Below are 21,561 nucleotides of genomic sequence, written 5' to 3'. Positions count from 1 at the left end.
CTTCCTTCTGTGGTCTCACCGCTCCCGGAGGGCGGAGTCGAAACTGTGTGGAGCGGAGCCCTCTTACTTGGAGGAGGACAGGGCGTCGGCGCCGCCGACGATCTCGGCGATCTGCTGCGTGATCTCGGTCTGGCGGGCGTTGTTGGCGAGACGGGTGTAGGTCTTGATCAGCGTGTCCGCGTTGTCGCTCGCCGACTTCATGGCCTTCTGGCGTGCCGCGTGCTCCGAGGCCGCCGACTGCAGCATCGCGTTGAAGATGCGGCTCTCGACGTACACGGGCAGGAGGCGGTCGAGGACCGTCTCGGGGTCGGGCTCGAACTCGTAGAGCGGGTACAGCTCGCTGTTCTGCTCCTCGGCGCCCTCGACGACCTCGAGCGGCAGCAGCCGGACGACGGTCGGCTGCTGGGTGACCATGCTGACGAAGCGGTTGTAGACGAGGTGGATCTCGTCCACGCCGCCCTCCTCGTCATCGAGGTTGTACGACTCGACGACCGCGTCCGCGATCTCCTTCGCCGTCTCGAACACGGGCTGGTCGGTGCCGCCCGTCCAGACGCGGACGCTGGCCCGCTTCCGGAACGAGAAGTACGCGTTCGCCTTGCGGCCGACCAGGTAGAAGACGACCTCCTTGCCCTCGCTGCGCAGCAGCGCGGCCAGCTCCTCGGCCTCCTTGAGCACGCTCGAGGAGAACGCGCCGGCGAGGCCGCGGTCGGAGGTGAAGATCACGATCGCGGCCGTGTCCAGCTTCTCGCGCTCGGTCGTGAGCGGGTGCTCCACGTTCGAGTAGGTCGCGACAGCGGACACGGCGCGCGTGATCGCGTTCGAGTACGGCGCCGCGGCAGCGACGCGGTTCTGCGCCTTCTGGATGCGCGAGGCCGAGATCAGCTCCATGGCCCGAGTGATCTTCTTGGTCGTCTGGGCCGAGCGGATCTTCGACCGGTAGACCCGGAGTTGCGCTCCCATGTGTCTCCTGTTGTCCTAAAAGTGGCGAATCGACGGGGTGCCGCTGGTCAGCGACGGCCCTTGACGATCTTCTCCTGGCCGACCTCGTCGGCCGCGATGGCCTGATGCTCCTCGCGCCCGACCGAGGCGAGCGGCTTGCCCTCACCGGTCTGGAACTCCAGCTTGAAGCCGTCGACGGCACGGTTGAGCTCGGCGACGGTGTCGTCGGAGAGCACGTTGGTGTCGCGGAGGGTGTTCAGCACCTGGGTGTTGCGGCCCAGGTAGTCCAGGAGCTCGCGCTCGAAGCGCAGCACGTCGGGGACCGGAACCTCGTCGAGCTTGCCGTTCGTTCCGGCCCAGATCGAGACGACCTGCTCCTCGACGGGGTACGGCGAGTACTGCGGCTGCTTGAGCAGCTCGGTGAGGCGGGCGCCGCGGGCGAGCTGACGGCGCGAGGCGGCGTCGAGGTCGGAGGCGAACATCGCGAAGGCCTCGAGCGAGCGGTACTGCGCCAGCTCGAGCTTCAGCGTGCCGGAGACCTTCTTGATCGACTTGACCTGCGCGTCGCCGCCGACCCGCGAGACCGAGATGCCCACGTCGACCGCGGGACGCTGGTTGGCGTTGAAGAGGTCGGACTGGAGGAAGATCTGGCCGTCGGTGATCGAGATCACGTTGGTCGGGATGTAGGCCGAGACGTCGTTCGCCTTGGTCTCGATGATCGGGAGACCGGTCATCGAGCCGGCGCCGAGCTCGTCGGACAGCTTCGCGCAGCGCTCCAGCAGACGGGAGTGCAGGTAGAAGACGTCACCCGGGTACGCCTCGCGTCCCGGCGGGCGGCGCAGGAGGAGCGACACGGCGCGGTAGGCCTCGGCCTGCTTCGACAGGTCGTCGAAGATGATCAGGACGTGCTTGCCGCCGTACATCCAGTGCTGGCCGATGGCCGAGCCGGTGTAGGGGGCGAGGTACTTGAAGCCGGCGGGGTCGGAGGCGGGGGACGCGACGATGGTCGTGTACTCCATCGCTCCGGCGTCCTCGAGCGCGCCCTTCACCGAGGCGATGGTCGAGCCCTTCTGGCCGATGGCGACGTAGATGCAGCGGACCTGCTTGTTCGTGTCGCCCGACTCCCAGTTGGCCTTCTGGTTGATGATCGTGTCGATCGCGATGGCCGTCTTGCCGGTCTGGCGGTCGCCGATGATGAGCTGGCGCTGGCCGCGGCCGACCGGGATCATCGCGTCGATGGCCTTGATGCCGGTCTGCAGCGGCTCGTGGACCGACTTGCGCGACATGACGCCGGGAGCCTGGAGCTCGAGGGCGCGGCGGCCCTCGGAGGCGATCTCGCCGAGTCCGTCGATCGGGTTGCCGAGCGGGTCGACGACGCGGCCGAGGTAGCCGTCGCCGACGGGGACCGAGAGGACCTCGCCGGTGCGGGTGACCTCCATGCCCTCCTCGATGCCGGAGAACTCGCCGAGGACGACGACGCCGATCTCGTTCTCGTCGAGGTTCTGGGCCAGGCCCAGGACACCGTTGGAGAAGCGGATGAGCTCGTTGGCCATGACGCCGGGGAGGCCCTCGACGTGGGCGATGCCGTCGGCGGCGTCGATGACGTAGCCGACCTCGGTGGTGGAGGCCTTGCCCGGCTCGTACGACGAGACGAAGTCCTTCAGCGCGTCGCGGATCTCATCCGGGCTGATGGTGATATCTGCCATGGGAATTCCTATTCGTTGGGTCCGTGCGAGCCGAAGAGGTCGTCGGGGCCTGACCTGGATGGTGCGGGGGTCGAGGGCAGTGCCCTCTGAGGATACGTGCGCCCGTCAGGACGCGAGCTGGAGCTTCAGGTCGGACAGCCGTGCGGAGACGGTTCCGTCGATGACCTCGTCGCCGACGTGCAGGCGCATCCCGCCCAGGAGGGAGGGATCGACCACGACGTTGACGGAGACCGGTCGGCTGTACTGGCGCGTGAGCGCCGAGCGGAGCCGGTCGAGCTGCTCGGGGGCGATCGGTGCGGCGACCGAGACCGTGGCGAGGATGAACCCGCCCTGGTCGGCGACCACGCCTGCTGCGAAGCGGACGAGCTCCGGGATGCGGCGACCGCGCGGGTGCGCGATCAGCTGCCGGAGGATCGCCAGCGTCTCGGCCGCGGCCTTGCCCTCGAGGAGGCGCTGCACGAGCGCGACCTTCGAGTCGGCGGCGGCGAGCTTGCTGCCGAGCGCGAGCTCGAGCTGGGCGTCGGAGGCGACGACCTCGCCGAAGGAGTGGAGCTCCTTCTCGAGGTTGACGCCCTCCGGAGCGGACGACGCGATCGCGCGGACCCCGACCTCCTCGACCCCGGCGACCATGTCGCTCGGGCTCGACCAGCGGTGGCCGACGATCACGGTGAGCAGGCGCTTGGCCGGCTCGCCGAAAGGACCGAACACGCGGGCGACGAGAGCCTGCTTGCTGCTCGAGTCGGCGCTCGGGTCGGCGAGGGCCGCGCGCAGCTGCGCCTGGCCGTCGATGACCCGTGCGGCCTCGAAGAGCTGCTGGGCCGTGTCGAGGGACGCCTGACCGGCGAGGGCGGAGAGCTCCGCCTTCGCCGATGCGAGTGCCTGCCTGGACGCGCTGCCCATCAGTTGTTCGCCTTCTCCGAGGCCTCGAGGTCGGCGAGGAAGCGGTCCACGATCGCGGACGCCTTCGCGTCGTCGTTGAGGCTCTCGCCGATCACGCCGGAGGCGAGGTCGATGGCGAGGGTTCCGACTTCGGAGCGGAGCGAGACCACGGCGGCCTGACGGTCCGCCTCGATCTGGGCGTGCGCGTTGTGGAGGATGCGCTCGGCCTCGACCTGCGCCTGCTCCTTCTTCGCCGCCACGATCGCGTTGCCGTCGGCGTTCGCCTTCTCACGGATCGCTCCGGCCTCGGCGCGGGCCTCGGCCAGCTGGGCGGTGTACTTCTCGAGGGCGGCCTCGGCCTGTCGCTGGGCCTCGTCGGCCTTCGCGATGTTCCCCTCGATCGCGGCGGAGCGCGCGTCGAGCATCTTCTGCAGGCGCGGCAGGACCAGCCTCCAGAAGAAGAACAGCAGGATGAGGAAGATCACCCCCGACCAGAAGAAGTCGTAGAACTCCGGGATCAGAATGACCGCGGGGACGTCACCTTCTTCCGCAGCGATGTTCACAGCGGTGCTGAACACGACTACGCCGCGAAGATGAAGTAGGTGGCGAGGCCGATGAGCGCGAGCACCTCGGTGAACGCGATGCCGAGGAACATCGTGGTCTGGAGGCGGCCCGCCATCTCGGGCTGGCGCGCCATGGCCTCGACGGTCTTGCCCGCGACGATGCCGACACCGATGCCGGGGCCGATCGCTGCGAGGCCGTAACCGACCGTCGCGATGTTGCCGGTGAGTTCGGCGAGAACGGTGACTGAGTCCACGAGTGGGTCCTTTCAGTGGGGTGATCGTGAGAACGGGCGGGAGCCCGTGAGTAGTGGGGTCAGTGCTCCTCGGCGACGGCCAACTGGATGTAGACCGCAGCGAGGAGGGTGAAGATGTAGGCCTGCAGCACGGCGACGAGGAGCTCGAAGAGCGTGAACGCACCGCCGAAGGCGAAGGTCACGACGCCGAAGAGCTTGAAGCCCGGGTCGATCTGGGAGCTGAAGAGGAAGAACTGCGTGGCCGAGAAGCACAGCACCAGCAGGAGGTGGCCGACGATCATGTTCATCACAAGCCGCAGTGCGAGCGAGAGCGGACGGATGATGAACGTCTGCAGCAGCTCGATCGGCGTGAGGATGAAGTAGATCAGGAACGGCGCTCCGGGCGGGAACAGGGCGTTCTTGAAGAAGCCCATCCCCCGGTCCTTGATGCCCGCGTAGATGAACGTCACGTAGGCGACCAGGCCGAGGAAGAGCGGCATGCCCACCACGGAGGTGCCCGCGATGTTCAGGAACGGGACGATGCCGGTCAGGTTCATCGAGATGATCGCGAAGAAGATCGTCACGAGGATCGGGAGGAACCGGCGCGCGTCCTTCTCGCCGAGGATGTCCTTGGCGATGGTGACGCGGACGAAGTCGAACGCGAGCTCGACGACGTTCTGGAAGCGGCCGGGGACGAGGCGCAGCTTGCGCGTCCCGAGCCAGAAGAACAGCATCAGTGCGATGACCGCGATGAAGCGGACCAGCATGACGCGGTTGATCTCGAAAGGGGTTCCCTCGAAGAGGAAACCAGGCGGGAAGAACTCGGAGATCGACGGGGTGTGGAAGTCACTCTCACCGGTCGAGGACGAGACCAACAGGGTCACAGCGTTAGCAAACAGCGCTAGCTCCTGGAATTCGGGGCGTGGCACGTTGCAGCCGACCGAATCGAATCATTCGGACGCAACGCTCTCGCGACGACGAAAGGTGGGGTTTTCCGCTCGGACGGCGATCGTGCTCGACGACCGCCATCAACGATGAGACGATCTGAGGACACGTTCGCCTGCGGGATTCGTCCCTACTGTAGCAACAGAACGGCCTGAGAGCCGAATCGTGGTCCTCTCAGGAACCGTTCGGCTCGTCCTCATCGAGCGATGTCGCTGACGTTCGGCATGCGCGAGCGCGAGACGACGAGGACGTCGATCACCAGGGACCCCAGGACGGCGACGATGATCGTGACGAACATCGCGATGCTGTTCAGCCACGGCTGATCGCGCAGGACCAGGGCGGCGATCACGAACAGCACGAACTTGGCGAGCCACGTGCCGAGGACGACGGCGAAGAACCCGCCGATGTCGAGGCGGTTGGCGACGAGGATGCTCGCGGCGGTGAGGAGCACCATCACGCCGCCGACGATCGCGCCGAGGAGGGCTCCGATCGCGCCCTCTCCCCCGGCGGCGATCCCGCCGACGACGGTGCCGAGAACGGCCAGGGCGAGCACGAAGAGGCCGCCCACGACCAGCGCGCGGCGCAGGACGGGGACGGACGCGGGCTGCGGACGGGGGGTGGCCGGGGAGGCTCCGGTCATGATGCTTCCTTCCGCGCCGTGGTCGGCGCTGTCGTGTCCCGGTCGATCGGGAGTCCGGCCGGCGGACGGAGCAGCTCCGTCGAGGACGCGCGGTCGAGGGGGTCGAGGACGGGTGAGGCCTCCGCGGACTGCGCCGCCGCCTCGAGCCGCTTGCGGCGGCTGAGCGGGGCGAGCGTGACGACGGTGCAGAGCAGCAGACCGACTCCGAGGAAGACGAGCGGGACCCACAGCACGTCGACCACGAACATCAGCAGGCAGCTGACGGCGACGACGGCGGTCCACGCGTAGAAGATCAGCACGGCGTGCAGGTGGGAGTGCCCCATGTCGAGCAGGCGGTGGTGCAGGTGCTTCCGGTCGGCGCTGAACGGCGACTTTCCCGCGCGCAGGCGCCTGATCACGGCGAGGCCGAAGTCCATCAGCGGCACCACGAGGATCGCGAACGGCAGGATGATCGGGATGAACGCGGGCAGGAGCTCCTTCGCCGCGAGCTGGGCCGGGTCGATCTGGCCGGTGACCGCGATCGCCGAGGTGGCCATCAGCATCCCGATCAGCAGTGCGCCGCTGTCGCCCATGAACATCCGCGCCGGACGCCAGTTGATGGGGAGGAATCCGGCGCAGGCGCCGACGAGCAGGACCGCGATGAGCGAGGCCAGGTTGAAGTAGTCGGTGGGCGAGGTCTGCTGCACCAGCAGGTAGCTGTAGAGGAAGAAGACCCCGTTGGCGATCAGGGCGACGCCCGCCACGAGGCCGTCGAGGCCGTCGATGAAGTTGAGAGCGTTGGTGACCAGGACTATCGCGAGCACGGTGATGATCAGCGACATCCACGGCGAGCCGACGGTCAGGCCGCCGATCGGCAGGGAGACGATCTGCACGCCCTTCCAGGCGATCAGGCCGGCGGCGATCAGCTGACCGGCCAGCTTCGTGGTCCAGTCCAGGTCCCAGATGTCGTCGGCGACGCCGATGAGGACGATGAGCAGGCTCGCGCCGAGGATCGCGAGGATCGGCTCGGGATTGGCGAACACCAGCCGGAAGTAGGGCAGCTGGGAGGCGATGCCGAAGCCGACGAGGATCCCGAGGAACATCGCGATGCCGCCCAGGCGGGGGGTCGGCCGCGTGTGCATGTCCCTGACGCGGATCTTCGGGTAGAGCCGGTACTTCAGGCTCAGCTTCCAGATGACCCACGACAGCGCTCCGGTCACGAGCGCGACCGCGAGCGAGACGAGGGCGAAGGTGATCACCGGTTACTCACCCGGAGCGGCGTCGGTGCGGGCGGCGCCGGTGCCGGTGTTGGGCGTCGGCGCGTTCGTGCTCGACGAGCCCGTGTCCGGCGCATCGGCGGAATCGACGGGAGCGGAGTCGTCCTGCAGGCGGGCGCCGGAGGCCCAGTCGGGGCGCGCTGTCGGGGTCCGCTCGAAGGCGTACGGGTCGCTGCCGGTCGCGGTCTCGGCGGGCTCCTGCTGGTCCCCGGCCTGCGCCGCGCCGACCGTGGAGGCGTCCGGCTCCGACGTCTCGGCGCGGGGCGCGTCCGGATCCGGCAGCAGGTCGCCGACGACCTCGCGGATCCGCTCGGCCGACACGACGCCCTGGCGCAGGATGCGCAGGGTGCCGCCCTCGAAGCTCAGCGCTGTCGCGTCGACGATCGTGGAGGACTCGCTGGCGCCCGCGGGGCGGTCGCTGTAGCGCGATCCGGCGGCGCCGGCGTCGAGATAGACGTCGACGGAGTCGCCGAGCTGGTCGAACGCCTCCTGTGCGGTCGTGGCCGAGGGCTGCCCGGTGCGGTTGGCGGAGGAGACCGCCAGCGGGCCGGTCTCGGCGAGGAGCTCGATCGTGACCGGGTTGTCCGGCATGCGCAGCGCCACGGTCCCGCGCGTCTCGCCCAGGTCCCAGACGAGTGAGGGCTGGGCGTGCAGGACGATGGTGAGCCCGCCGGGCCAGAACTCGCGCGCGAGGTCACGCACCGCCTCCGGCACGTTCTCGGCGAGGGCGTCGAGGGCGGCCACGTCCCCGATCAGGACGGGCGGCGGCGACTGCCTCGTCCGTCCCTTCGCGTCGAGCAGGCGCTGGACCGCGGCGGCGTCGAACGCGTTGGCCGCGACGCCGTAGACGGTGTCGGTGGGGATCACCACGAGCTCGCCGCGGCCGATGGCCGTCCGCGCGAGACGGGTGCCGGTCAGGAGGTCCGTGTCGACGGAGCAGTCGTAGATGCGTGCCATAACGGGTCGATGATACCGGCGCGGTCCGTGTCCGGACCGGCTGCGGCGCGGCGGTCGCGTCAGCGCCGCCCGAGGCCGGGGCTCGGCGGCCGTCGCAGCGGCGCCCGACCCGCGCCGGCCGAGGCCGCCGGAGCGCTTCCGTGAGGCACTCGGCCCGGCGTGGCGGGCGCCTCCGCCGACAGGACGCCCACGAGCGCCACGGAGACGGCGAGCGTCGCGAGCGAGTGCTGATCGCCGAACCATGTGGTGTTGTCGGCCATCCCGTGCAGGAACGTCCAGAGTACGGCGACGGCGAGCGCCCCGACGGCGACGGCCTCGTTCCGGGCGACCCGGAGGAGCAGGCGCACGACGGCGACGGTGGCGAGGAGGAGGAACGCGAGGACGGGGAGCGCGATCAGGAGCCCGCCGTTGGTCCACGCGGTGACGAGGAGGTTGTGAGGCGGGCGCGGCTCGCTGTGCTGGGTGAACTGCGACCCGCGCGCCAGCCACAGCTCCTGCCATCCGCCGTACCCCAGCCCCAGCAGCCAGTTGTCGGGGAACGCACTCGCAGCCAGGCGCAGGAAGTCGCCGCGGGCCCCGAGCGTGAGCAGGCCCGCCTCCGCCAGCTGAGGGAAGGACACGGCGACGGCGTACACGGCCGTGATCCCGGAGGGGATGGTGATCATCCAGGCGACCGGACCGAGGCTGCGTCCCTTGAGTCCGCGGATCGCGGCGACCAGCAGGGGCAGGACGATCGCGAGGACGATCGCGGTCTTGGACAGCGTGAAGAGGGCGCCGACCAGCCCGGCGACGGCGACGAGCAGGAGGAGCCTCCCCCGCTGCCGTCTCCAGACGGCGAAGGCCAGCGCGCCGGTCGTGGCCATGTACATCGAGGCGATGTTGCCGTTGAGGAAGAACCCTCCCGACTTCTCCTGCAGGACGTTGTTGAAGGACGTCGTGAAGATGTCCCGCACGTAGGTGTCGGAGAACAGCACCGCGTCCGGCCACCGGAGGTAGGCGGTCTCCTGCACGGGATCGAGCTGGAAGAGGATCGTGAGCGTCACCTGGAGGAGGAACACGGGCGCCGCCCAGTTGAGGGCGCGGCCGACGACACGCCAGGCGCCGTCGCCGAGCCCGCGGACGGCCAGGTACGGAGTGAGGAAGGAGACGACGGAGACCACGTCGCGCAGCGCGGCCGCGCGTGCTCCGGAGTAGGTGAGCGCGAAGAGGGTGCCGGCGATCACGAGGAGGACCACGACCACGAACCGGTCGATCCGCCCGCCGCGCAGCCGCGCCACGGAGTACGGAAGGAAGAGCAGGCTCCAGGCGACCGGAGCGGTGACGGGGCCCAGGGTGTAGAGCTGCACGACGCTCAGCGCCAGGAGCACCGCGAGGAAGACGAGGACGATCCGCTCGTGCCGCCGCTGAGCGGGATCCGCCGGCGCGCGCGACGGCCGCCCGCGGGTCTCCGTAGCGTCGGTGACGCGGGTCGCGGCGATGACGGAGGGACGAGAGGCGGTCGGGCGGCGGAGGAGGGCGTCGTCGGCGTGGCGACCCATGTCAGAGCCGTTCCGCGGAGGTGCCGGTGGCGGCCTCCGTCTGGCGGAGCGGAGGAGCGGCGCGCCGATTCCGGGACGACGGGCCGACCTCTCGCGGCGGGAGGGTCGTCCGCGGGCGCCGGTCCGGGGCGGGAGGCGGATCGAGCAGCACGGGAGAGGCGGTGGCGTCGGCGGACGCGGGCGGGAGAGGGGATGCAGGTGGCATGTCGCGCCGACACTAATCGCGCGGCACGAGCCTCGACGGGCTTGGCGCGGAACGTCGATCCGCGTGCGCGCGGCGGCCCCGCGCCTCAGCCACGGGGGTCTGCCAGCAGCTCGTCCGCGCGGCGGGCGATGCCCGGCCAGCCGAAGTCCGCCGCTCGGCGCCGCGACGCCGCAGCGACCTCCGCGCGTCGCCGGGGATCGCGCAGCGAGGCGATGAGGGCGGGGAGCTCCGCGAGGACGGCGTCCGCGACCTCCTCCTCCGTGCCCGGTGGGACGAGGACGGATCCGTCGACCACTCCGTCGGAGGTGCGCAGGATCTCGGGGAGGCCTCCGCGCTCGACCGTCACGACGGGGATCCCCCGCGAGAGCGCCTCCACCACCACCATCCCGAACGGCTCGTTCCAGCGGCAGGGGTAGAGCAGGAGCGCCGAGGAGCCGAACAGCTCCAGCAGGTCCTCGTGCCGGAGGAACGGGAGCCGGCGCACGGCGCCGGGCAGGGTGGCGACCGCCTCGTCGAGCGCTCGGACGTACGGGGTGGGCGTCGCATCGTCCCCGAGGCCCGATGCGCCGGCGATGACCAGTCGCAGATCGGCGCCGTGCTCGGTCCGCATCCGCCTCACGATCTCGACGGCCTCGCGGGCTCCCTTCTCGGCCACCAGTCGCCCGGCGAAGACCGCCTCCGCAGTCCCGCCGAGCGGCGCCGGCGGGACCTCGGGCGGAGGGACGACCCCGTTGTACAGGACGGCTGTGGTGATCAGGCCGTACCGGTCGACCGCTCGGGCGCGCAGGAACTCGCTGCAGAAGATCCACTCGTCGACCGCGTCGAGGTAGCGCCGGGCCGCGGCGGGATCGGGCGGCAGGTGATCGAGCAGGTCGTTGTGCAGGTGTGCGACGATCCGCCCCCGGTAGCCCAGGCGGCGCAGGCGCACGGCGTAGCGGGGGCGGTTGTGGATCCAGACCGTCGGGACACGGCGCAGCGACGGAGCGAGCACCAGCAGCCAGAAGCGCCCGCCGAAGGACAGCCGGCGCAGCTCGGCGCCGGGGTCGCTGTCGCGTCGATGCGCCAGGAGGAGTGCCGCGCGCCGCTGGACCGCGTAGATCCGCCGGTACAGACGATGGGGCCTGACGTCCACGCCCGGTGACGCCGACGACCACGGCGCGTGCACGGCGATCCGGAGCGAGGACCGGGACACCGTCTCGCGGACCCAGGTCGCCACGGCTCCCCCGCTGCCGTCGAAGCGCTCCTCGGCGGCCAGCACCACGGCGACCTCGACCGGGGCGGCGGCGCCGGGCCGGAACCGGGCGGGCAGTCGTGACAGGACGAGCGATCGCGCCTCGGCGATGTCGCGCCCCGGCGCCAGGAGGGCGGTCGCTCCCAGCACGAGGCCCGCGAGCGCCAGCTCCACCGGGAGCAGCCGCAGGGGCGCGCCCTCGGGGAGGATGCGGAGCAGAAGCAGCACGATCGCCATCGGTGCGGCGAGCAGCGGCCCCGCCGCGCACGCGCGCAGGAACGCACCGAGGCGCACTCCGAGCACCACCCGCAGCACGGCGCAGGTGACGGCGAAGCCGAGAGCGCTCGAGAGCAGCAGCCCGCCGATCAAGCCGTCGAGTCCGAACAGCACTCCCCCGCCGACGATCATCGGGACCGTGATCGCGGTCTTCACGATGTTCACGACCAGCCCGAACCGCACCCGGTCCATCGCCATCAGGATGAAGCCGACCGGATTGCCGATCGCCCGCACCGCGCCCACCACCGTCAGTGCGCTCGTCATGCCCGCGATCCAGCCCCAGCCGGGTCCGTAGAACAGTCGCACGATCTCCTCGGAGCGCAGCGCCACCAAGATCAGCGGCGGGATGCTCGCCATGCTGAGCACCGCGGTGACGCGGAGGTGGTTCCGCGCGACGCGCTCGCGGTCGTGCTGGATCGAGGAGAACACCGGGAACATCACTCGCGTCACGATCGGGTTGACCCTCGCGGGGAGGTTCACGGCGAGGTTGTATCCCAGGGTGTACCCGCCCAGCTGGGCCGGTCCGAGCAGGCGGCCGATCGCGAGCGAGCCGGCGTTCGACCCCAGGTAGTTGACGATGCCGTCGAGGGTCTGGAAGACGCCGAAGGAGAGGAAGCGGGCGGTCTCGCGGATCCGGAACCGGAACCGCAGCCGGAACCAGCGGCGGGCCTGCACGAGGGCGAGCACGGAGCGCAGAGCCGCGGTCGCGACGAGCCCCCACGCGTAGGAGAGCGCCCCCGCGCCCGAGACCGCGAGGCAGACCGTCACGGCGAAGCCGCCGACGAGAGCGATCGTCTCGGACACGGCGACCGCTCGGAACCGGATCCCCTTCTCGAGCACCGCTCTCGGCACCTGCCCGGCTGCGCTGCCCACGAACACGAGCGAGGCGACGGTGAGGACCGGCGCCGCGGCGGCGGACCCGAGCAGGGAGGCGATCGGTGCGGCGCCCAGGAGGACGGCGACGGTGACCAGGAGCCCGACGGAGAGGTTGAGCCAGAAGACCGACGAGAGCTCGAAGCTGGTCGCCCGCCGGCGCTGGATGATCGCCTGGGCGACCCCCATGCCGAGGAAGATGTCGACGAACGCGTTGAGCAGGGCGACGATCGCGATGATCCCCATCTCGGAGGGGTCCAGCAGTCTCGCCAGGAGCGCGAACTGCCCGAGCTGCACGACGAGCGCGACGGCGAACGAGACCGCCGTCCAGGCGGTCGCGTCGACGGTGCTCCGGCGCAGGCTCACCTCTCCCGCCCGGCGGAGGCCGGACGGAGGCCAGGTCGCGGATCGTCGGCGCGGTGCTCGGCGCGGCTCATCCGCGATCTCCGTCCGTCGTCGACGCTGACCGCCCGGCCGTCCGGTCGTAGAGGTCCTCGAGGTCGCGGATCCGCTCGGCGAGGTCGAACGAGGCGAGCACGCGCTCCCGCCCGGCCGCGCCCATCCGCGTCGCGCGGTCCGGGTCCCGGAGCAGGGCGGCGAGCGCCCCGGTCAGGCCGGGCACGTCCCCCTCCGGGACGAGCAGCCCGGTGACGCCGTCCTGGACCGCCTCCGGGACGCCGCCGTGGCGGTACGAGACGACAGGGACGCCTGCGAGCGCGGCCTCGAGGAAGACCATGCCGAAGCCCTCGGAGTCGCCTGTCGCCGCGGTCCGCGACGGTGCGCAGAAGACCGCGGCGCCGGCGAGGAGGCGAGCGACCTCGGCGGGGGGCAGGGAGCCGGTGAAGGTCACCCGCAGGCGCAGCCGCGCCGCCTGCTCGACGAGTGCCTCCCGCAGGTGGCCGTCGCCGACGACGGTCAGGGGGACGTCGCGGATCGGTCCGGGGAGGGCGGCGACCGCCTCGAGCAGATCCGGGACGCCCTTCTTGTCGGTGAGGCGTCCGACGAAGACGATTCCCGCGCGCTCCGCAGCCGGTGCGGCCTCGGGGCGGGAGGTCGGGACGCCGATGTAGCCCACTCCAGTGCGCCGCGGGTCCGCCCCCAGGCGCAGGAGCCCGTCGGTGATGAAGCGGGAGACCCCGATCACCGCGTGCGCGGTGCGGAAGACGGCGCGGGCCTCGAGGGCGCGGTGAGCGCGGGCGAGGGGTCGGAGCAGGCGCGGAGCTCCGGTCGCGAGCGGCCAGCTGGTCACGTCGTAGCCGTGCCCCGTCACGACGAGCGGGAGGCGCCTCCTCCGTGCATATCGCGCGATGGAGACGGCGTCGATGAGGAAGTGCGCATGGATGAGGGCGGGCCGGTGCTCATCGACGATCGCGTCGAGCCGTCGTGACACTCCGAACCACCGCAGGAGGAGGGACCGCCGCCCGCGAGGGGTGATCGGATCGTGCAGGACGATGTCCGTGCGGTCGTGGAGGACGCCCGAGCCGGTGCGCTCGAGGCCCACTCCGAGGGCGCGCCAGCGCTCGAGTCCGTGCATCTGATTGCGGACGAACGTCTCGGAGTCCTGCAGCCACGCGCGCTTCCAGACCAGGACCAGCGGCCTCTCGCCGGCGACGCCGCCCGCGTGCTCAGCGGACGGCACGGCGCACCCGGTAGCGGAGGGCCGCGACCACGCTCGGCAGCACCCGCACGGCGTCGCCCAGATAGCGCCGCCAGAGCCTGCCGGGCTCCCGGCTGAGCCGGTGCGCCCACTCGAGGCCGAGGCGCTGCACCACGAGCGGCGCCCGCGGGATCTCGCCGGCGAGGAAGTCCACGGCGGCGCCGACGCCGAGGCACACCGCTCCCGTGCCGCCGACGGTGAGCAGGCGCTCGCGGACCTCCTCCTGCTTGGGGGAGCCGAGGCAGAGCGCGACGATGCGGACGTCGGCCGTGCGCAGAGTCGAGGAGAGGCGGGCGAGGTAGGCGTCGTCCGCGAGCTCGGCCGGCTCCGGCGAGACGACGACCGGAACCTGGAGCCCGGCGAAGCGCTGCTGCAGCTCGGCGGCTGCGCGATCGCCGACTCCGGGGCGTCCGCCGATGAGAGCGACCGGCGCACCCTCGAGCGCCGCACGGCGGCAGACCTCGGTGAAGAGGTCGATGCCCGTCACGCGGCTCGCCGTGCGGTGGCCGTACGAGCGGGCCAGCCAGACCAGAGGCGCCCCGTCGAGCACCACGAGGGACGCCCGGCCGTAGTACCGCCGGAACTCGCCGGAGTGCTTCCAGCGCACGAAGTGGTCGGTGTTCGGCGTGACGACCAGCTCGTCGCGGCCGCTCCGGGACAGCTCGAGCACGGCCTCCGCCGCCTCGTCGAGCGTGGTGATGCTGGCCGGCATCCGCTCGATGCGGCCGGTGATGTAGGAGGTCATGCCGGTGCTCCTCGGGGGTCGGTGCGGGAGGGAGGGAACGGAGCTGGTGTGCGGAAGGGGCCGGTCGCGGCCGCCTGCACGGGGACGGTCACGTCGTCCACCGGGTGCTCCTCCGATCGGAGAGCCGGCGGCGGGTGTCGTGCACGGCGTAGAGGATCCGGCTGAGCGCCGTGAAGGCGGCGGGGACGCGCTTGAGCACCAGCCCCAGGACGAGCAGCCGCGGCGACCGCGCGGAGCGGAGCACGCGGACGTCGCGCAGCGCCTCGGACCCGAGCCGGACGCCGGTCTCGACGAGCGCCGCGTCGGAGTTCTGGCGGATCGGGGTGAGCGCGACGGGGACGGCGTAGAACCAGGTCGTGAACCAGTCCGACAGCGGGCGCGGCACCTCCTCGAACGTTCGGGCGAGCGCCGCGCGCATCTCCTCGGCGCAGACCAGGAGGTTCCGGAGGTCCGGGTCGCGCCGACGGGTGATCGAGGACGCCGTGTGGACGTAGGAGTAGAGGATCTCCGGCACGAAGAGCACCCGTTCCGACGCCTGGACCGCCCGCAGCACGCCGACGAAGTCGGACTGGGAGCTCAAGCGCGGGAAGAGCTCCTCCTGCAGGACGGCGCGGCGGAAGAGCTTGTTCCAGAGGAAGCCGTGCAGGCGCCCGGACGCCATCCGCTCGAGAGCGAGTTCGGACGAGACCAGTTCGCGCCGGTCGAGCCCGTCGATCACGCGTCCGGAGGTCGACTGCCGGGTGCGGTAGAGCGCCCGGCAGACGACGACGTCGGCCGCCGTCCGCTCGGCCTCGGCGGTGAGGGTCCGGAGGATCTCCGTGTCCCATTCGTCGTCGACGTCCACGAACCAGACGAACTCGGAGTCGATGCCGTCGAGGGCGCGGTTCCGGGCGGCAGCGACGCCGCCGTTCTGCTCGAGGAGCAGGACCCGGGCGTCCTCGCGTCCCTCGGCCCACTTCTCGAGCACCTCCGCCGTGCCGTCCGAGGACGCGTCGTCGACGAGGACGACCCGCATCCCCGGTCCGAGAGTGAGTGCGAGCCGCGCGAGGAAGCCGTCGAGCCGGGCGATCGCGTTGTAGCAGGGAGCCACGACGGTCACCGAGTGCACGCCCCCGCTCACCGTCGGCCCCCGAGCTCGCGGTAGGCGGCGACGACGGGTCCGAAGACGGCGTCGGGTGAGGCGGCCTCGTCCACCCACGCCTTCGCGCGGTCGGCCTGCATCAGGAGCCCCTCGGGTCGCTCCAGAGCGGCGGCGAGGAGCTCGGCGATCCGCTCCCCGTCGGCGTCGGCGGGGAGCAGGAGGCCCCGACCGTCGGCGAGCAGCTCGCCCACACCGCCGACGTCGGTCGCCACGACCGGGCGACGGCGGGCCATCGCCTCCAGCATCACGAGCGGAGTCCCCTCCCACCGCGAGGTCGACAGGAGGAGGTGCGCCGCGTCCAGCGCTCCGGTCACGTCCGCCGACGGACCGGCGAAGTCGACCACTCCGGCTCCCCGGGCGCGCTCGCGCAGCACCGGCAGCATCGGACCGTCGCCGAGCCAGGTGCCGGTGACGGGCCGGACCCGGGCGAGGGCCTCGACGGCCGCGAGGAAGCGGACCGGGTCCTTCTGCTCCGCGAGCCGCCCGATGCCGAGGACGCGGACGACCGGCTCGGCGAGTTCCGGCGCGAGCGCGGGCTCCGCGGTGACGTTCGCCGGGGCGTTGCCGGTGACCACGACGCGCTCCTGCGGGCGGCCGTAGCCCTCGACGACCATCCGCCCCACGGAGGCGGAGACGGCGAACACCCGCCGGGAGCGGAAGGAGAGCGCTCGCCTGTCGATCCCGGGCAGCTCGGTGTGCGCGTGCTCGACCACGGGGACACCGAGCGCGGCGCCGACGAGGAGGGCCAGCAGAGCCTCGCGGCGCTGGTGGGCGTGCAGGACGTGCGGGCGGAACCGGCGGACGGCGAGAGCGAGCTCGCGGAGATCGGCCGCGAAGCCCTGTCCGGGTCTCGGCACCACGAAGACGGGCGACTCCTGCGCGGCGCGGTCGCTGAGCGGCCCGGGACGCCCCCAGTAGGCGGTCTCGCAGCCGTGCTCGCGGCTCCACGCGCCCAGGGAGAGGGCCACACGCTGCGCTCCGCCGTCCTCGAAGGAGTCGAGGACGTGCAGGATCCGCAGGGATCGGGAACGGGCGGCCCTCATGAGAGCGCCCCGTCGGGAACCGCGCCCGGGAAGCGGACGTCGAGTTCGGCCAGGACGGCGTCGACGTCGCGGCCCATCGTCCCGCGGTCGACGTCGTAGTGATCGGCGAGGAGGTCGACGACCTCGTCCCGGGGCCGGCGCTGCCGGATCACGGCCTCGAAGACCGAGGCGGCGCTCAGCGAGAGCACGATCGGGGGCACCGACGGGCGGGACAGGTCGAGCACGTAGACCTGACGGTCCGTGCGCTCGACGGCGAAGCGCTGGGCCGGCGGCGCGCTGCCACCCTGCGCCTCGGCGGAGCCCTCCACCGGATGCACGGCGCTCGCCGCGGGGTCGGACGAGGCCGGGAGGTCGCTCACCGGCGCCGTGGCCACCGCGATCGCCTCGAACGAGGACGCCGGGCCCTGCTCCTCGCTGCGGCCGCTCAGCGCCACCCGGGCGAAACCGGTGAGGGCGGAGGGGAGGCCTCGGAGCGCCCGCAGGGTCCGCTCCCCCCGGAGCCGGAGCCGACGCCGGACCGTCGTCGCCTCGGGATGGCTCGCCTCGAGATCCGCGCGGGTGGGGAAGGCGGCTCTCAGCAGCAGGCCTCCCTTCAGGCGCCAGGGAGCGGACGCCACGGCGTGCAGCCAGTTGAAGGTGTGCCGGTCGGAGCTGCGGCGCACGTCCCAGAGAGTCTGGGCGTGCCGGTAGCGCTCCTCGGGCGCGGAGGGGACTCCCCAGGAGGTGAGGAGCTCCGTCATCGGCGTCTGCGCGCCGAGCTCGACGGCCGCGTCGCGGATCGCCTCGCGCTCCTCGCTCGGAAGGCCGGCGCCGTGCGCCTTCAGAACCGCCAGCGCCGTGGTCGCCGAAGCGGAGCGCGCGCTGCGCAGCTGGTGCAGGGCGTGCAGCACGAGGTGGTGCGCGCGCCCGGGGATCCGCAGGGTCTCGTCGCTCAGCGGCAGATCCTCGGCGGCCGCCCAGAGGCGGTCGAAGACGATCCGCTCCTCCTCGAAGGCACCCGGGAAGGAGCGGTGGACGTCGACGTCGCACGGCCACGAGGGGTGGACGAGCGTGATCGAGTGGTCGACGAAGAGCGTCCAGCTGAGAGCCTCGGCGCGGCGGCGCCAGCCCATCGAGGCGAGCAGCCCGAGAGCCTCGTCGAAGCGCTCGGGGTCGACCCAGAGGTCGACGTCGGCCGACGTCATCGGCGCGCGGATCCCCTGGCGGTGCAGACCCTCGCCCTTCACCACGAGGCTGCGGACGCCGTGCGTCCGCAGGGTGTACTGCACCAGCACGGCGGCCAGGCGCAGGGCGACGGCGTTCGGCAGCATCGCGTCGGCGGAGGCGCCGACAGCCGGGACCGGTTCAGGCGACACGGACGCGTCCCTCCGCGAGGGCGAGGATCTCCTCGGCCGCGACGGACCACGGGCGCTCCCGCGCGAGCTCGGCGGCTCCCCGGGAGAGAGCCGTCCACTCGCGCCGGAGCCGGTGGAGGGCGTCCTCGTACTCCTCGCGCGTCGCGTCGTCGGAGAGGACCACGCCCGCCCCCGCCGCGCAGAGATCGGCCAGGACGCTCGACTCGATCGCGAGGACCGGCAGCCCGCTCGCCAGCGCGTCGAGTCCGGCGGCCGCGCCGGTCGTCGACGGCGTCAGGTGGGCGTACACGTGGGAGTGGCGGAGCACCTCGACGACGCCGTCGCGGTCCTGCTCGCCGACGGAGCGCAGCCCCGACGCGAGGTCGTCGGCGATGCCGCCGCCGTCGTCGATCACGGTGACGTACTCGGTGCCGTCCAGCCGGGCGAGGAGATCGAGCCGCTCGGCGCCCCGGTCGAGACCGAATGCTCCCACGGCGGCGAAGCGGAGGGGCCCGTCGGGGGCGGACGGTGTCGGGAACGACGCGTCCGGCAGGCCCAGGGGCACGACCGTTCCCGCGAGGGCGGACGCGAGCCGCTCCGTCGGGGTGACGACGACAGCACCGCGGCGCTCCTCCTCGAACCGGAGGCGCGGGAGCGCCGGGAGGTCGTCGGCCAGGAGGACGGTCGTCGGAGCGAGCCCGGCGAGCTCCACGGCCGTCCCCGGGAGAGCCACCACGAGGTCGGGCCGCTCCGGGGCGAGCAGTCGGCGGGCCCGGCGCGTGACGACGGCGAGCCCGACGGACCCGGCGCCCCTCCGGCTGGCGGGCTCGAGGAAGCGGGCGAGCACGCTGGTGCGGAGCTCCGCCCCGCTGAACCCCTCCGGGTCACCGGTCACCACGACCACGCGGTGTCCCTGGCGGCGCCAGGCGCGCTCGAGCGGAGCCGCGTGCCAGGCATCGAGGGCGACGATCCCGATGGTCAGCACGGGCGGACTCCCCCCGTCAGGGGGAATCGGCGGCAGGGACCGGGAGACGTAAGGAGCGCGGAGTCCCGCTGGTCGATGACCTCGTGCACAGGGCGGTACCTCTCTCCGTCGCGGCAGGCGGAGCCGCGGACGTCGGAGAAGTTATCCCCGTGCCCGGCGGCCTCCGAGTGGGAGGCGCGATACGGACGCGGAGGCGGCGTGCGCGCCGCTCACGGAGTCGGATCGCGTCGGCAGCGGTCGCTCGACCGTCAGTCCCCGCCACGGGTTCCGCGCCCGCTGCACCGGCATGCGGAGGCACCGAGGCGCCGCCGATAGAGTCGGCTCCGTGACCCTCTCCCCGCAGATCTTCACGCTCCCCTCGGCGGTGCAGCGGACCCCCGCCGCCGCTCCTCACCCGGGGCTGCTCCGATGAGGGGCATCGTCCTCGCGGGTGGTTCGGGGTCGCGGTTGTGGCCGATCACCAAGGGCATCTCGAAGCAGCTGATGCCGATCTACGACAAGCCGATGATCTACTACCCGCTGTCGACGCTGATGATGGCCGGGATCGACGAGGTCCTCGTGATCACGACCCCCGAGTACAACGACCAGTTCCGCGCCCTGCTGGGCGACGGGTCGAGCCTGGGCATGCGGATCGAGTACGCCGTGCAGCCCTCCCCCGACGGGCTCGCGCAGGCGTTCCTGATCGGCGAGGAGTTCATCGGCGACGAGTCCGTCGCCCTGGTCCTGGGTGACAACATCTTCCACGGCACCGCCCTGGGCACCGCCCTCGCGGCGAACACCACGATCGAGGGCGCCGTCATCTTCGCCTACCAGGTCGCCGACCCGCGCGCCTACGGCGTCGTCGAGTTCGACGAGCACTTCCGAGCCGTCTCCATCGAGGAGAAGCCCGAGCAGCCGCGCAGCAACTACGCCGTGCCCGGCCTCTACTTCTACGACAACGACGTCGTGGCGATCGCGAAGACGATCACGCCCTCGGCCCGCGGCGAGCTCGAGATCTCGACGATCAACGAGCGCTACCTCGAGGCGGGGCGGCTGAACGTCCAGGTCCTCGACCGGGGAACGGCCTGGCTCGACACCGGGACCTTCGATTCCATGATCGAGGCGACCGAGTTCGTGCGCGTGATCGAGCAGAGGCAGGGATTCAAGATCGGCTGCATCGAGGAGATCGCCTGGCGCAACTCCTGGATCGACGACGCCCGCCTCGCCGAGCTCGCCGCACCGCTGGTCAAGAGCGGATACGGCGCCTACCTCCACCGCCTGCTCAGCCTCGAAGGCGTGAACGCGGGCCGCTGAGCCCGGCCTCCCCCGACCTTCCCGACCTCCAGGAGAACCCGTGCGGATCCTCGTCACCGGCGGTGCCGGCTTCATCGGCAGCAACTTCGTCCACCTCACCCTGCGCGAGCGTCCCGACGCGCGGATCACCGTGCTCGACAAGCTCACCTACGCAGGCAGCCGCGACTCCCTCGCCCCCGTCGCCGACCGAGTGCGGCTGGTCGAGGGCGACGTCGCCGACGCCGAGCTGGTGGACCGGCTGGTCGCCGACGCGGATCTGGTGGTCCATTTCGCCGCGGAGTCGCACAACGACAACTCCCTGCACGACCCGACGCCCTTCCTCGCGACGAACGTCATCGGCACCTTCGCGCTCCTGCAGGCAATGCGCGCGCACGACGTGCGGTACCACCACATCTCGACGGACGAGGTGTACGGCGACCTCGAGCTCGAGGACCCCGCGCGCTTCACCGAGCACACCCCCTACAACCCCTCCAGCCCCTACTCCTCGACCAAGGCAGCCAGCGACCTCCTCGTGCGCGCCTGGGTGCGCTCCTTCGGCGTGCGCGCCACGATCTCCAACTGCTCCAACAACTACGGCCCCTACCAGCACGTCGAGAAGTTCATCCCCCGCCAGATCACCAACGCCATCGACGGCATCCGCCCCAAGCTCTACGGCACCGGCGCCAACGTCCGCGACTGGATCCACGTCGACGACCACAACACCGGCGTCTGGGCCATCATCGACCGCGGCGAGATCGGCGAGACCTACCTCATCGGCGCCGACGGCGAGAAGAGCAACCTCGACGTCGTCACCCGCATCCTCACCGCCTTCGGACAACCCGAGGACGCCTTCGACCACGTCACCGACCGCGCCGGACACGACCTCCGCTACGCCATCGACTCCACCCGCCTGCGCACCGAACTCGACTGGCGCCCCCGCTACACCGACTTCGACGCCGGACTCGCCGCCACCATCGACTGGTACCGCGCCAACGAGGACTGGTGGCGCCCCGCAAAGGCCGCCACCGAGGAGAAGTACGCGGTGCGGACAGCGTGACCGGACCGTACTCGAGGTCGGCCGCTGCGCGGAACCGGGGACCAGTGGCCTCGGCCGGATCGCCCTGCCTCCGTCACCGGAATCCG

General features: G+C 71.6%; 19 protein-coding genes. 2 read left to right on the top strand and 17 right to left on the bottom strand.

From position 1 onward, the window contains the following. Positions 1 to 63: 63 nt before the first annotated feature. The 17 genes from C5D66_RS01640 to C5D66_RS01560 form a co-directional block, all read right to left on the bottom strand. Positions 64 to 960, bottom strand: a complete 897-nt coding sequence (locus tag C5D66_RS01640; protein WP_104223024.1) for a F0F1 ATP synthase subunit gamma — start codon at positions 958 to 960, stop codon at positions 64 to 66. A 47-nt stretch (positions 961 to 1,007) separates the two neighbouring features. Beyond that, positions 1,008 to 2,645, bottom strand: a complete 1,638-nt coding sequence (gene atpA / locus C5D66_RS01635) for a F0F1 ATP synthase subunit alpha (RefSeq protein WP_104223023.1) — start codon at positions 2,643 to 2,645, stop codon at positions 1,008 to 1,010. Between the two features lie 105 nt (positions 2,646 to 2,750). Then, positions 2,751 to 3,545, bottom strand: a complete 795-nt coding sequence (locus tag C5D66_RS01630) for a F0F1 ATP synthase subunit delta (RefSeq protein WP_104232703.1) — start codon at positions 3,543 to 3,545, stop codon at positions 2,751 to 2,753. Beyond that, the gene (locus C5D66_RS01625; RefSeq protein ID WP_258061195.1) at positions 3,545 to 4,102 is read right to left on the bottom strand and encodes a F0F1 ATP synthase subunit B; all 558 of its coding nucleotides are present in this window, start codon (positions 4,100 to 4,102) and stop codon (positions 3,545 to 3,547) included. The genes C5D66_RS01630 and C5D66_RS01625 overlap by 1 nt, the downstream gene beginning before the upstream one ends. Before the next feature lie 2 nt (positions 4,103 to 4,104). Next, positions 4,105 to 4,341, bottom strand: a complete 237-nt coding sequence (locus C5D66_RS01620; protein ID WP_055794702.1) for an ATP synthase F0 subunit C — start codon at positions 4,339 to 4,341, stop codon at positions 4,105 to 4,107. Positions 4,342 to 4,400: 59 nt separating this feature from the next. Continuing rightward, entirely contained in the window at positions 4,401 to 5,204 is an 804-nt protein-coding gene (gene atpB, locus C5D66_RS01615; protein WP_068254016.1) for a F0F1 ATP synthase subunit A, read from the bottom strand. A gap of 257 nt (positions 5,205 to 5,461) precedes the next feature. Then, positions 5,462 to 5,905, bottom strand: coding sequence for a hypothetical protein (locus C5D66_RS01610; RefSeq protein ID WP_104255053.1), 444 nt, complete (start codon positions 5,903 to 5,905; stop codon positions 5,462 to 5,464). Continuing rightward, positions 5,902 to 7,143 carry an MraY family glycosyltransferase gene (locus C5D66_RS01605; RefSeq protein WP_181028704.1) on the bottom strand — a complete coding sequence of 414 codons (1,242 nt, stop codon included), beginning with the start codon at positions 7,141 to 7,143 and terminating at the stop codon, positions 5,902 to 5,904. The genes C5D66_RS01610 and C5D66_RS01605 overlap by 4 nt, the downstream gene beginning before the upstream one ends. Before the next feature lie 3 nt (positions 7,144 to 7,146). After that, complete coding sequence (locus tag C5D66_RS01600) at positions 7,147 to 8,118, bottom strand: L-threonylcarbamoyladenylate synthase (protein ID WP_104255054.1); 972 nt, start codon at positions 8,116 to 8,118, stop codon at positions 7,147 to 7,149. A 59-nt stretch (positions 8,119 to 8,177) separates the two neighbouring features. Beyond that, positions 8,178 to 9,656, bottom strand: coding sequence for an O-antigen ligase (locus C5D66_RS01595; RefSeq protein WP_104255055.1), 1,479 nt, complete (start codon positions 9,654 to 9,656; stop codon positions 8,178 to 8,180). Positions 9,657 to 9,946: 290 nt separating this feature from the next. Then, complete coding sequence (locus tag C5D66_RS01590; protein WP_104255056.1) at positions 9,947 to 12,607, bottom strand: MOP flippase family protein; 2,661 nt, start codon at positions 12,605 to 12,607, stop codon at positions 9,947 to 9,949. A 67-nt stretch (positions 12,608 to 12,674) separates the two neighbouring features. Continuing rightward, positions 12,675 to 13,880 carry a glycosyltransferase gene (locus tag C5D66_RS01585; RefSeq protein WP_104255057.1) on the bottom strand — a complete coding sequence of 402 codons (1,206 nt, stop codon included), beginning with the start codon at positions 13,878 to 13,880 and terminating at the stop codon, positions 12,675 to 12,677. Continuing rightward, a complete protein-coding gene (locus C5D66_RS01580) occupies positions 13,867 to 14,643 on the bottom strand; it encodes a WecB/TagA/CpsF family glycosyltransferase (protein WP_104255058.1) in 777 nt (258 codons plus the stop codon). The genes C5D66_RS01585 and C5D66_RS01580 overlap by 14 nt, the downstream gene beginning before the upstream one ends. A gap of 88 nt (positions 14,644 to 14,731) precedes the next feature. Further along, positions 14,732 to 15,751, bottom strand: a complete 1,020-nt coding sequence (locus C5D66_RS01575) for a glycosyltransferase family 2 protein (protein WP_181028705.1) — start codon at positions 15,749 to 15,751, stop codon at positions 14,732 to 14,734. Positions 15,752 to 15,759: 8 nt separating this feature from the next. After that, complete coding sequence (locus C5D66_RS01570) at positions 15,760 to 16,827, bottom strand: glycosyltransferase family 4 protein (protein WP_104255059.1); 1,068 nt, start codon at positions 16,825 to 16,827, stop codon at positions 15,760 to 15,762. Further along, positions 16,824 to 18,182 carry a PqqD family peptide modification chaperone gene (locus C5D66_RS01565; protein WP_104255060.1) on the bottom strand — a complete coding sequence of 453 codons (1,359 nt, stop codon included), beginning with the start codon at positions 18,180 to 18,182 and terminating at the stop codon, positions 16,824 to 16,826. The genes C5D66_RS01570 and C5D66_RS01565 overlap by 4 nt, the downstream gene beginning before the upstream one ends. Next, positions 18,172 to 19,146, bottom strand: coding sequence for a hypothetical protein (locus tag C5D66_RS01560; RefSeq protein WP_104255061.1), 975 nt, complete (start codon positions 19,144 to 19,146; stop codon positions 18,172 to 18,174). Before C5D66_RS01560 ends, C5D66_RS01565 begins: the two co-directional genes overlap by 11 nt. A gap of 408 nt (positions 19,147 to 19,554) precedes the next feature. Between C5D66_RS01560 and rfbA the strand changes: the two genes are divergently transcribed. Both rfbA and rfbB read left to right on the top strand, forming a co-directional pair. Further along, positions 19,555 to 20,439, top strand: coding sequence for a glucose-1-phosphate thymidylyltransferase RfbA (gene rfbA, locus C5D66_RS01555; RefSeq protein ID WP_104223010.1), 885 nt, complete (start codon positions 19,555 to 19,557; stop codon positions 20,437 to 20,439). A gap of 40 nt (positions 20,440 to 20,479) precedes the next feature. Further along, positions 20,480 to 21,475 carry a dTDP-glucose 4,6-dehydratase gene (gene rfbB, locus C5D66_RS01550; RefSeq protein WP_104255062.1) on the top strand — a complete coding sequence of 332 codons (996 nt, stop codon included), beginning with the start codon at positions 20,480 to 20,482 and terminating at the stop codon, positions 21,473 to 21,475. Positions 21,476 to 21,561 lie beyond the last annotated feature (86 nt).

It is taken from the genome of Rathayibacter sp. AY1B4, from assembly GCF_002932815.1.
GTDB lineage: Bacteria > Actinomycetota > Actinomycetes > Actinomycetales > Microbacteriaceae > Rathayibacter.
The sequence above is the reverse complement of the archived record's forward strand: the minus strand, read 5'-3'. Positions and strand labels throughout refer to the sequence as shown.

Excerpts from the sequence above, each read along its gene's own strand:
- atpA (WP_104223023.1), bottom strand. The coding sequence starts at position 2,645 with ATGGCAGATATCACCATCAGCCCGGATGAGATCCGCGACGCGCTGAAG.
- C5D66_RS01600 (WP_104255054.1), bottom strand. The coding sequence starts at position 8,118 with ATGGCACGCATCTACGACTGCTCCGTCGACACGGACCTCCTGACCGGC.
- C5D66_RS01610 (WP_104255053.1), bottom strand. The coding sequence starts at position 5,905 with ATGACCGGAGCCTCCCCGGCCACCCCCCGTCCGCAGCCCGCGTCCGTC.
- C5D66_RS01580 (WP_104255058.1), bottom strand. The coding sequence starts at position 14,643 with ATGACCTCCTACATCACCGGCCGCATCGAGCGGATGCCGGCCAGCATC.
- rfbA (WP_104223010.1), top strand. The coding sequence starts at position 19,555 with ATGAGGGGCATCGTCCTCGCGGGTGGTTCGGGGTCGCGGTTGTGGCCG.
- C5D66_RS01595 (WP_104255055.1), bottom strand. The coding sequence starts at position 9,656 with ATGGGTCGCCACGCCGACGACGCCCTCCTCCGCCGCCCGACCGCCTCT.
- C5D66_RS01640 (WP_104223024.1), bottom strand. The coding sequence starts at position 960 with ATGGGAGCGCAACTCCGGGTCTACCGGTCGAAGATCCGCTCGGCCCAG.
- C5D66_RS01570 (WP_104255059.1), bottom strand. The coding sequence starts at position 16,827 with ATGAGGGCCGCCCGTTCCCGATCCCTGCGGATCCTGCACGTCCTCGAC.
- C5D66_RS01630 (WP_104232703.1), bottom strand. The coding sequence starts at position 3,545 with ATGGGCAGCGCGTCCAGGCAGGCACTCGCATCGGCGAAGGCGGAGCTC.